This is a genomic window from Rhodococcus sp. 05-2255-3B1 (assembly GCF_002258545.1).
In the GTDB taxonomy this organism is placed as follows: domain Bacteria; phylum Actinomycetota; class Actinomycetes; order Mycobacteriales; family Mycobacteriaceae; genus Rhodococcoides.
Window position 1 is genome coordinate 1 of sequence record NZ_NOZC01000025.1, and the last position, 10,729, is coordinate 10,729.

At 61.7% G+C, this 10,729-nt stretch carries 14 protein-coding genes; 7 read left to right on the plus strand and 7 right to left on the minus strand.

All coding sequences use genetic code 11. From position 1 onward, the window contains the following. Positions 1–300: 300 nt before the first annotated feature. Positions 301–921, minus strand: a complete 621-nt coding sequence (locus CH249_RS14345; RefSeq protein WP_094681733.1) for a hypothetical protein — start codon at positions 919–921, stop codon at positions 301–303. A 322-nt stretch (positions 922–1,243) separates the two neighbouring features. Here CH249_RS14345 and CH249_RS14350 point away from each other — a divergent pair, with 322 nt between their 5' ends. Continuing rightward, positions 1,244–1,960 (plus strand): HNH endonuclease, encoded by a 717-nt coding sequence (locus CH249_RS14350; RefSeq protein WP_179273188.1) that lies wholly within the window; start codon positions 1,244–1,246, stop codon positions 1,958–1,960. 1,182 nt (positions 1,961–3,142) lie between these two features. Here CH249_RS14350 and CH249_RS14360 read toward each other — a convergent pair. Then, positions 3,143–3,331 (minus strand): AlpA family transcriptional regulator, encoded by a 189-nt coding sequence (locus tag CH249_RS14360; protein ID WP_218828391.1) that lies wholly within the window; start codon positions 3,329–3,331, stop codon positions 3,143–3,145. A gap of 104 nt (positions 3,332–3,435) precedes the next feature. Between CH249_RS14360 and CH249_RS14365 the strand changes: the two genes are divergently transcribed. The 5 genes from CH249_RS14365 to CH249_RS14385 all read left to right on the plus strand — a co-directional run bounded on the left by CH249_RS14365 (position 3,436) and on the right by CH249_RS14385 (position 7,400). Then, positions 3,436–4,035: a hypothetical protein gene (locus CH249_RS14365; RefSeq protein WP_094681738.1), complete on the plus strand. Its 600-nt coding sequence runs from the start codon at positions 3,436–3,438 to the stop codon at positions 4,033–4,035. Beyond that, positions 4,028–5,248, plus strand: a complete 1,221-nt coding sequence (locus CH249_RS14370; RefSeq protein ID WP_094681739.1) for a site-specific integrase — start codon at positions 4,028–4,030, stop codon at positions 5,246–5,248. Before CH249_RS14365 ends, CH249_RS14370 begins: the two co-directional genes overlap by 8 nt. A gap of 436 nt (positions 5,249–5,684) precedes the next feature. Further along, on the plus strand, positions 5,685–6,389 hold the full coding sequence (locus CH249_RS14375) for a tyrosine-type recombinase/integrase (protein ID WP_256988313.1): 705 nt from the start codon (positions 5,685–5,687) through the stop codon (positions 6,387–6,389). A gap of 12 nt (positions 6,390–6,401) precedes the next feature. Then, entirely contained in the window at positions 6,402–6,932 is a 531-nt protein-coding gene (locus tag CH249_RS14380; protein ID WP_094681740.1) for a DUF2637 domain-containing protein, read from the plus strand. 108 nt (positions 6,933–7,040) lie between these two features. After that, on the plus strand, positions 7,041–7,400 hold the full coding sequence (locus tag CH249_RS14385) for a hypothetical protein (RefSeq protein WP_094681742.1): 360 nt from the start codon (positions 7,041–7,043) through the stop codon (positions 7,398–7,400). 7 nt (positions 7,401–7,407) lie between these two features. Here the strand turns inward: CH249_RS14385 and CH249_RS14390 are convergent, their stop codons facing one another. From CH249_RS14390 to CH249_RS27950, 4 genes are all read right to left on the minus strand, one after another. After that, positions 7,408–8,133, minus strand: a complete 726-nt coding sequence (locus CH249_RS14390) for a tyrosine-type recombinase/integrase (RefSeq protein WP_373453516.1) — start codon at positions 8,131–8,133, stop codon at positions 7,408–7,410. Between the two features lie 383 nt (positions 8,134–8,516). Further along, positions 8,517–8,798 carry a hypothetical protein gene (locus CH249_RS14395; RefSeq protein WP_143544477.1) on the minus strand — a complete coding sequence of 94 codons (282 nt, stop codon included), beginning with the start codon at positions 8,796–8,798 and terminating at the stop codon, positions 8,517–8,519. Positions 8,799–9,442: 644 nt separating this feature from the next. Beyond that, positions 9,443–9,676 carry a hypothetical protein gene (locus tag CH249_RS14400; protein WP_094681745.1) on the minus strand — a complete coding sequence of 78 codons (234 nt, stop codon included), beginning with the start codon at positions 9,674–9,676 and terminating at the stop codon, positions 9,443–9,445. After that, on the minus strand, positions 9,673–9,816 hold the full coding sequence (locus CH249_RS27950) for a hypothetical protein (RefSeq protein WP_179273190.1): 144 nt from the start codon (positions 9,814–9,816) through the stop codon (positions 9,673–9,675). Before CH249_RS27950 ends, CH249_RS14400 begins: the two co-directional genes overlap by 4 nt. 101 nt (positions 9,817–9,917) lie before the next feature. Between CH249_RS27950 and CH249_RS14405 the strand changes: the two genes are divergently transcribed. Beyond that, the gene (locus tag CH249_RS14405) at positions 9,918–10,142 is read left to right on the plus strand and encodes a hypothetical protein (RefSeq protein ID WP_094682972.1); all 225 of its coding nucleotides are present in this window, start codon (positions 9,918–9,920) and stop codon (positions 10,140–10,142) included. Between the two features lie 4 nt (positions 10,143–10,146). Here the strand turns inward: CH249_RS14405 and CH249_RS27955 are convergent. After that, a partial coding sequence (locus CH249_RS27955) for a hypothetical protein (RefSeq protein WP_218830222.1) occupies positions 10,147–10,729 on the minus strand: 583 nt, incomplete at its 5' end.

Genomic DNA, 10,729 nt, shown 5'->3' on the forward strand with positions numbered 1-10,729 from the left:
GGGCTTGTCACACCAGTGGAGGCACCGGCATCATGAACCTGCCGGACACCGACACGTCAGGTCGTACACAGACCGACACGTGAGGTCGTCCACCGATACGTGGCGAAGCCGAGGTAGCGCGCAGGAAGTTCCAGGACACGTGCGAGGCACTGCTTACTCGGACAGCGATTGCAGATGCTCTAGCTGACGCCCCAGCCGGAGCACTGACGGGAAGAAGGCTGTCTGAGTAGTGCATCGATCACATGGCTGTACTAACACCATCTCGGAGCTGATCCACAACTCCCACCGGCAGTTGTCGGGCTACAGGTCGGGTCGTCTCCACTGGGACCTGGGGATGGCGCTCACATAGATCAGCGAATGCTCGCCTGCCCCCAATGGAAGCGCCGAGCCGTTCGCCTGCCAAACCAACTCGGGCTTCTGGGGTGAACTATCGGGCTGTGGGCGCGACCCGATCAAGATCAACCAAGCCTCAGTAATTCCAGACATTGCAAGCCAGACGCACAGAGCGGCGACCCAAGCCCTACCGTCGTCGCCCGCGAAGCTCTTCCAGACCCACACTGCGAAAGCCGATCCAGACAGCAGAGTGGAGCCCACAATCTGCCATTTGTCCAAATAGTCGAGTGGAAGACGCCGCCAAGCCGCGCTGACGAACAGTACGATGAATGCAACAACGAAGCACAGGCCAAGAACGCCTACGATGCGAGCTCCCAGCCACCACTTGTCGACGTTGGGCAACAGAGCGATCAGGCTGACGAAGAGCGGAGCAGCAAGCTCAGCGAGCGTGAAAAACGCCGAGTATGTGCGCAACGCCGTCGTTCGCCATCGCTCGAACCCAACCTGCAACGCGACGAAGAGCACTGCAAAGAGGGCACCCGTAACAGTCGCAATGGTGACGTAATAACTAGTGAACTCCTCCTGCATTCGCGCAACAGTAACGTCCTTCTCGAAATTTTGAGAAGTGTGTGTCAGCGCTTCAACGGACGCCCGCTTCGGCATCGTGGTACTACCGGAGAGCGTGTACGCCGGACAAGCACAAGTCCCCAGTCGACCTATGGGCCGACGGGCTATCAATCGGCCCTGCCTAGGACCCGCAGCGGGAACCGTCGATCAAAGCCAACCACATGATGTCCACACCCCGCGCAGGCGACATGATGGCCGTGCGGCGGTCAACACAGGCTTCAAACCGCCTGACTTGCGAGAACCGGCGCTAACCGTCCTTTTGCCTCGCCGCTACATTGGCGGCATGGCGAACTGGAAGTGGGACGAGATACTGCTCACCTGCGATTTGGTGGCGCAGAACGACTGGAAAGAGTTGCGACCAACAAGCCCGCAGGTCGTCGAACTGTCGCAATTCCTCCGCGCCCAGGTCTCAAGTGCCGTGTTGCTAAACGATCCGGAATTTCGGAACGTCAATGGCGTGTCCAGGAAGACCACCGACATCATGACCGCTCACCCGGCCTACTCACGAGCCAGGACGAAGGGCGGGCGCACAACCCGAGAAGTGGTCAGCGCTTACCTTGCATATCCCATCTTTCACCACCATGCGTCAGTCGAACTTCGCGAAGCGGGGAGCTTGGCACGACGCGAAGACCAGGACTTTATGTTCCAGGCCGAGGACGAGCCGGTGGCGGTCGAGGGCCGAGTGATGGAACGTCTTATCCGTGTAAGGGAACGTGATCCGAAACTGCGCCAAGAGAAAATACTCAAGTCGCGGGCACTTCATGGACGTCTGGCGTGCGAGGTCTGCACATTCGACTTCGAGCAGACATATGGTGTCCTCGGTTCTGGGTATGTCCAGGTCCATCACGTTGTACCGCTTCATTCATCAGGGCCGGTGGAGACCACACTGGATGGCCTCGTCGTTGTCTGCGCAAACTGTCACGTGATGCTGCATCGTGGCCCTACGTGGAGGACACCAAGCGAGCTTCGGGCGTTGCTTGCAAACCCCATCACCGACTAAGAAGTTAGAAGTGAGGCAGAGTTCCGCTATGTCGAAGGTCCGATTGATCCCGGAACGCACCGTTGACTCCCTTCTGGCAGCAGAGTTGCTGTCCGCGCTCCCCACGGGCTTGATCTGGTCACCCACCAATTCCAAGCCGGGAGCGGTAGACCATTATTTCGCGCCAAACACTGGACGAGTACTCGTATTTGAGTGCAAGGGCACGACCAGTGACCGCAGAGCCGACCCGTTGAAACCCTGGCACTCTCCGATCCGAGTTGATCAGCTTCGTGGGTACCTAGCAAGACCGCGGCCCGTGTTCTACATCTTTCCAAGCCGACCGCGCCACGCCACGCCATGGAATAGGCACTGCCACATCGACGGAGACGCCAGAGGACAGTGCTCAAGCTGCGGTGGACCAAGTTCCCGCGGAAGCGTGCCGGTCTCAACTCAGATCGCACGGTCGCCGCTCCACATCAGGTTTCAACCCTGGTTTGCGCACTGGAGCTGGGTTGTCGCAGCGCAAGACCTGGCTAGGTTTATCGATCTACCTACACTGACTAAACGCGACTATGAGCTAAGCACCGCCGACCACGCGGTCGCTCGCATCCCTGGTGCACAGCGCTTCTGCCACCTCTTTCTGGGCTCCAGCCCAGTCTTGAGAGACTCATTCTTCGACAGGGCGATGGGGTTCGACGGCCTGGACGCAATCACGCAAAACACTCAGACCGACGAGAACACGTCCCCTCCTATCTACTTCGCCTACCCAGAAGACAGCTTCAGCTATTCGGATTACTAACCATCGAGCCCCCGACTCCGAGCCGAGAGTCTTTTGATTGCAGCACCGCCGGTTCGCACAGCCCTCGGACCTTCTGACCGGAGTGGCCTTGATGGGAAACAGCCCGTGGGTAGATCCGTGAGCGACACCGTCCACGACCAGCCATGACTGCCTATGATCAAAATTAGCTCCCGACAGCACCCTGCGCGATTCTCATCTTGAGGTCAGCTTGCCGTTCCCTCAGCTTGATCACGATTTGCTTTGTGGGCATAGAGAGGGGACTCGAGAGCTACGAACGGCGTGGCGTCGACCTTGGATGCTGCAATGCAAGATGCACCCGACACCGGGACGATCACGAGAGAACTAGTCCGTCCTGCTCCCCTGTCGGATGCAGCCAAAGGACCCAAGCGGGCCGGTTTCGTGCATCAGTTGTTCTTGGACTCAAGCGAGTCCAGCCAATCGATGTACACGGAAGTGCGTACCAGCCTTCGAGCGCCAACTTTCAGCGAGGCCAGTTCACCCCGCTTGAGCAAGTCGTTGATTTTTGTTCGTCCCAGACCCGTCTGCTCAATCAGGTCATCGACCGTCATCAGGTCTTTCTCCAACGTGTTCATGCCATCCTCTTCCTCGTACACAACTTACCGTGCCGTTTTCTTTGCTGCACGCAACAGTACGTAGAGGATCGTCCATGCGCAAGAAATGACGTAGAATTCTGCGCATGACGCAAACCGATGACGATGCAGGCGAGCCTCGAGAGTGGTCAGAAGAGCTGGTGAGACGGTTCGGACTGACCGCTAAGGAGTGGCGAGGGAAGCGTTCGGCCAAGTGGCTGTCGGAGCGCACAGCCGAACTGGGACATCACATCCCGTCCACCGTGATCGCTCGCCTGGACTCCGGTCATCGGGGCAGCGTGTTGTCCGTCGCAGAGGTGATCGTGATTGCAGCGGCGCTCGAAACGTCCCCAATGGCCCTCCTATACCCCAACGTCCCCGATGGGCCAGTAGAGCTTCTCCCTGGAGAGACGATGCCCTCGATCGACGCAGTGCGATGGGTCTCCGGCGAGAAGCGAATCCCCCGAGAAAGCCTCAGCGATAGCGCCAGAGGGGCCTACCGGCTTGAGAACTCCAGAGAGTACGTCCACTTCAAGGAGATGGCCGATCGTGCGCGTCGGCAGTCCTTTGCCTCGCACGAAGGTGAGCGAGAGATCGGACGCAAGGCGCTCAAGGACATCGAGTCCATTCTGACCAATCTGGTTCAGACCATCAGAAGCTCGGGTTGGCCGGTCGACTACCCCCTCAAGGACGATTCGGATGGCTAGAGAACGCTTGAAGCCCGGTGAGTGGGGTGTCATCACCACCACGAAGCGCGACAAGTCCCACGTGGCCAAGGCACGCATCCGTGATCGCGACGGCAAGCTCCGACTGGTCGAAGCCACAGGAGCCTCGGCTGACGAAGCTCGGAGAAGACTTCAGTCCAAGCTGGTCGAACGGGTCACTCCTGAGGGCGAGAAGGATGGACAGCTCTCCAAGCGGTCCACCGTGTCCGAGTTGGCCGAGTACTGGTTGGCGGAGAAGCAGACAAGCACTTCGGTAGGTGACTCCACTCTGTCCCTGTATCGCTCTGCGTGGCAGGGCGTCTGTAAAGAGGCCCTGGGAGACCTGCGCATCACCGAGCTGACAGCAGGAGCCGTAGACGCCTTCCTGCGCTCCGTCGCCGTCCGTGCGCCGAGCCGTGCACGTCTGGCGCGCATCGTTCTCAGCGGGATGTTCGGCACGGCAACCCGACTCGACCTCATCGACCACAACTTAGTGCGAGAGACCAAGGTGCCGAGGCCCAAGCGCAAGCCGGTCCGTCCTGTCACTCTCGAGGAGCTAACCGACATCCGCACCGCCGTGGACTTGTACTGCCGACACGAGACGGTGAATGCCGAAGGTGTGGTGCGGAGTAAGTACGGCCCGAAGCCTGGTGCTGACCTTCAGGATCAGATGGATCTGTTGATGGCTACCGGAGTGCGCATATCGGAGCTGCTCGCCCTGCTGTGGGAGGACGTACATCTAGACGCCGATGTTCCGACGATCGCCGTGAACGCGACCCTCGTGCAACCCCGATCCGCTGGAGAGAAGTTGATCCGTCAGCCCCACCGCAAGGGTGACGCTCCCCCGCTGACGATCGTGATCCCGAAGTTCGCTGTGGACATCCTCCGTCGACGCCGAGAGGCCCTCACGTTCAAAAACCCGAACGGTGCCGTCTTCGTCACTTCGACCGGCAACTGGGTTTCCCCCGCCAACGTCCGACGGTGCTGGCGGGGTGCACTCGGCAAGGACTTCGACTGGGTGACACCCCACAGCTTCCGCCGGACCGTGGCGACACTCGTGAAGGCTCAGTACGGGGTGGAGGCGGCACAGGCTCAGCTCGGTCACGCCAACACCGCAGTGACGGAAGCACACTATATCCAGCGGATGAACTCGGCCCCGGACATGACCGAAGCGCTCAACACTTTCGCACCGTCAGAGCGGCAAAGTGTTGGGTAAGTGTTGAGTTCGGCAACCTTCGGCCTGATACAGAAAGAGCCCCTCACCTGATCTGGCAGGTGAGGGGCTCTTCTTGCGCTCCCCCACCTGGACTCGAACCAGGAACCCTTCGATTACCAGTCGGACAACGTCCTGACCTTGGCGTTTCCCCAGGCAGCGTGAGGTAACCGTGACGGTGACACACCTGCATTCGACGCTAGATCGACGGGACGATTCCGGGACGAGTGTGCAGAAACCCAACCACGCTGCCCGTTATCTGCGTCACAGTCACAGAATGCACAAGCAAATGTATTCCTTGCCGACAGAGTGGGAAGACGCCGTTATCCGATGGGTCGAGTGGCTTATCTCGGCAGGTGCCCCCGCCACCACCATTCGCACCCGCCGCAGCCACGTCCGGGGTGTCGCCCGGAAACTGGGGTCCGACTCTCCTGCCACCGTGACCGCCGACGACATCGTCCACGTCACCGCGCATCAGAACTGGTCCAAAGACCACCGGCGCGGATTGAAGTCCTCGCTGATCAAGTTCTTCGACTGGGCCATCACCGTCGGTATCGCCACGACCAACCCGGCGATCGATCTCCCCAAGGTCTCCGAGTCGAGGCCACGACCACGACCGGTCCCCGACAACATGTGGGCCCAGCTGATCGTCAACGCGGATCCGCGTGAGCTCATGGCTGCACGGCTCGCCGACGAGGTCGGCATGCGGCGTGAGGAAGTCGCCAAATGCCACACCGACGACGTACTCGAATCGTTCGACGGCTACGAGCTCGTCGTGCACGGCAAGGGAGGAAAGCAGCGGACCGTCCCGATCACCGACAAGCTGGCGAAGGACATCCTGCGGGGACCGGGCGGACACACGTACGGCCTCGGCCGACACGGCTACCTCTTCCCCGGTGCCGTCGACGGCCACATCTCGGCGCACTACGTCGGCAAGCTCGTCGGCGATCTCCTCCCCGTCGGGTGGACCATGCACAAGCTCCGCCACCGCTTCGCCACACGGATGTACCGGGCGTGCGGGCGCGACATCATGATCGTCTGCCGCCTCCTCGGCCACTCCAACGTCGCCACCACCCAGCGTTACCTCGCCACCAGCAACGAAGACCTCCGCGCGGCAGTCAACGCACTCGCCGACGCGGCCTGAACAGGAGAAACCATGCCCCACTTCCGCCCTGCCGACGCGACGGCAAAGGTCGGCACCACCCTCATCGCGCTCGGCGCGTTCTGGCTCAGCTTCACCGCACTCCGGGATCTCGCCGTGAGGTCCGGCGTCCCCGCCGGCCAAGCCTGGGTGTGGCCGCTTATCGTCGACGGACTGGTCCTCGTCGCCACCGTCGCCGTCGTCGCCCTCGACCACCACCGCTGGTATGCCTGGACCCTGCTCGGCATCGGCGCGAGCCTGTCACTGGCCGGCAACTCACTGCACGCGACGTACACCGGGGAGTTGCCCGTCGCTGTTCGCATTCTCGTTGCCGCAGTCCCGCCGCTGTCACTGCTGGCAGTGACACACCTGACCTACCTGCTCGCACACCGACCACCCGGGCATGTCACCGACATTCATCCTTCGGTGTCGGTGAAGTCCACGACGGCCTCTGCGCCGGCACCTCTTCTGACGACCGTCCGTGCGACCGAACAGGAGATGCCCGATCTCGCGGCCTCGTTTCGGATGGCTCGGCAAACCGGATAATCCAGGTACATACCGAGAGCGGCGTCGGGTCATTCGTACGAATGACCCGACGCGTCAACGTGCGCCACCCATGGCAACAGCTCCGGCAAAGTCTGCTACACAGTTGCCATGAACACACGCATCCTCATCGGTCTCGTTCCGCTCGCACTCCTCGTTTCCGCGTGCGGCGGCGACCCGGAACCATCACGGGTCACCGCCCAACAGATCGTCGACAAGTGCGGACCGTCGTCAACGCTCGACATGGCGACGGACGGTACTTCGCTCGAGTACAACTTCGATCCGGGCACCGAGTCGACAGAAGCCATTTACACGTGCATCCTCACCGAGTCCTCCGCGCCGTCCAACGTCGACTTCCAGATCAAAGAGACCCGGCCGATCGACGGTACTCAGACGGCCGAGTGGGATGGGTGGAAGCTGCTGTGGAGTTACGACGGCGATTCCTCGCGGATGCAGTTGAGCGAGGCATAGCCTTTCCTCACGCCACCGCGCCGAGGTACGCCGCCAACGTGTGCGACGCGTGGGTATCGAGGTTGCGGCGGCCGCGGTCGTAGATGCCGATGGTCGTCGAGATGTCCGCGTGTCTGGCTGCGAGCTGCACCTCACGCAGTGGAACTCCGGCGTCGATTGCGTTGACGATCATGCTGTGCCGGAACGTATGTGGTGAGACGTTCATCGAGATTCCGGTCGCGCGAGCAACACGTTTGCACACACGATCGGCGGAGCGCCGGGTCATGCGAGTCCCATCTCGCCGCAGCAGTAGTGGCCCGGTCGTGCGACCGTCGACTACCGCATCGATCGCGCGCATGACCACGGGGGGTTGCGGCACGATCGCCTGCGCCCCACCCTTCTGCACGAACGCCATGATCCGGTGGCCACGCGAATACGACAGGACGTCGCCGACGTCGAGTCCGCATACTTCCGAGACACGTAATCCTGTGTAGCCCATGATGACCACTAGCGCGTAGTCGACGGGCGAGGAGTCGTACGCGGTGCGGCACACGGCCTGCAATTCGTTTCGGTCGAGGTGCACCTTCGCGTTCACGGATCGGTGGATCTTCGGCATCTTCAGCAGGCGCGCAGGGTTTTTCGTCACGAGGTCGTCATCGAGTGCGAGCTCGTAGAACAGTTTCAGCGTGCCGAGGCGGTGATGCACGGTCGACGGGCAGTTGCCGCGCTCGTCGGAGAGATACCGCATATACATTTCGAGGTGCTGACGACGGATCGCGAACACATCGAATCCGTTTGTGTCACACCACAGTAGAAACATCGACAGGTCTGCACGGTAACTGATACGGGTGTTCCCGTCCCAGCGCTGCAAGAAAGACTCGACATAGAATTCGCGGTCGATTACGGGCATAGGCTGCGCTGCAGAGTGCAGCACGGTACCGTTCAGCACGGTCACGCTCCAATGATGTGATTGGTGGGTGGCAAGGCCTCGATCGGTGTTCCCGCACCGGCCGGGGCCGCTTCTGATTCTCGCCACAGTACGCCCGAAACGGGTACGGCGGAACTGATTTCGAACACGAAAAAGCCCCACCCGGAACGGATTCCGGGTGGGGCTTCGTTCACGCAGACCTGATCAGGTCAGAGCGTGGTCTCGTCGGTCTGCACTGCCTCGGTTTGACCCGAGTCGTTCACACCGGACTCACCGGGCTCAAGAGTGCCGCCCGTATCACCGGCACCGTCCTCGACTGCCTCGTCGGGGATGATCCCCTTGACGGGTGCGAGCAACGTGCGAATCTCGGCGGCGGTGTCCGCGTCTGCTCCGGTTGCCTCGATGATCTTCGTTGCTGCCTGATCGACCTCGGCGGCCACTGCCTCGCGGACCTCGGCGATGGCCTTGGCGGATTCGATTCCTACTGCCATGATGGTGCTCCTTCTCGTGAATTCGTTCGATGCGAGCACGGCCGCGAGTGCGACCGCTCCGCCTATCTGCCACCACACAGGGCGACACCTCCTCCTGTTGAGAAGCGTTGCGATCGGGCGATACTCACCGATCAGTTCTTGGGCCACCGACGCCGCGGCGACGGCTCGCGCACGCCCAGACCTACGCAATCGGGACACTGCTGATCCGGCCACGACGACACCGATTTGCCATGACGCATTTCACCGGCAGGGATTCGCCCAAGTCCGCGGCACCAGACACAGTCGACAACCGTCATCAGCGCCACCACCTCACGCAGCTATTCGCACGGGTGTTCGAGTTCTGCTATGTTGTGGTCAGCGGGACGCGGCCAGGAAGGGAAGCCTGGATCGTGTCCCGAACTCACGTTCGGGAGGCATGGTGGAGCTGTACCGGATCGGTGACAGATGGGCCGAGCCCGCACCTGCGCACTGCCCGCGAGGTCACGAGTTGCGCGGCGGTCGGGTGCTCGTCGGGTCGCAGGTCTGCTCCTGCGAGATCCACCACCACAGGACGCACGCATGCCGTGAGTGTGGCGCTGTCGTCTACACACCGCCGATAACGGAAGAGTGCACAGACAGCAGCTTCGACGGCCGTAGCCGATAGGTCAGCGCGTTACCGAGAACCCCGCGGCGGTCAGGCATCGACCTATGAATCGGGCCATCTCTTTCGAGTCGTTGCCACCCGCGCCGAGATATGTGTTCCCGTCCAGATGAAAGAGGCAGGCTTGCATGTAGTGCTCTATGGCGTCCTGAATGAGCCCTCGCGAGTCGGATCCCGCGGCGTACCGCGCGCCCAGCTCACGCTCCGACGCCGCCAAGGCCTCATGCCAGTCGCTCATGTCTTCTCCCCTGCGGGTTCCTTGTGGATGATCACGTCGTCCGAGCCCTCGTAGCGGTAGCCGCGGCGGCCGTCCGGGAGCAGCACCCATCCGGCCTGTCCTTCGTCGGCGGGCGGGGTGAAGATCGGTTCGTCAGCCATGCCGACGAGTATCCCAGCGCGCCCATAGTTGGTGTTATGGGCGGGTAGCGGCACGTCGAAGTCGGACCCATCCACGCTGTGATCGGCAACGAATCGCAGCCGTGAAAGCGCTGCGGTGTCACATCGGTGTGCACTCCTGGACGGTCCGCGAAGTCAGACCGGCCACCTGGACAATCAACAGATCGACCACCGACACCGACGTCCACTACCGCAGATGCGGCCGGTGCGGTCAGTGGCAGCGCGAGGTCTTCCGCAGTGGCAGGTTCGCCGACGTCGACCAGCCGTACGACAGCGAACCCGACCTCGGCAGCCCCTACTTCGATTGACAGATCACACGACAAACCAGTTGGCTCCGTCAGTCTGGTACGTCGCCTTCTCGCCCGCCGCGAGGGTAGCCGTGGCTGCGCCGTCGACTGTTCCGCCCGACGCACTGACAGCGACCGTAATCGAACCACTACCGGTGTTCTTCACCTTGAAAATTCGGCCGACGCCGATGGTGACAGCAGACGGCAGGGTGATTGTGATCGTGCCGCTCGCGAGAATCGTGTGGTCTGTGGCGGTCACCGCGTAGTTCGTTGTCTTCGCCGTGATCGCCGCACCGAACCCACCCATCGCCTTGATTGCGGCGTTGAAAATATGGGCGGTTGCCCAGGTCAGAAGGCCGGACGATCGAGTGATCTTGAGCAGTGTCGCGATCGTAGCGCCCGCATCGTCCTTGCTCACCAATTCCAGGTTCGTTCCGGCGTTCGATCCGGATTCCGCTTCGCCGGTGGTGGACAGCTCCCAGCGATCGACCGACCCCGTCTGCCAGTACACGGCCTTCCGTGCGCCTGCGCCGCCGTTGAGCCAATAGCCGTTTGCGCGGCCACTGCGACCGAGGTAGTCCGAGGTCTGTCCCGACGAACCCGCGACC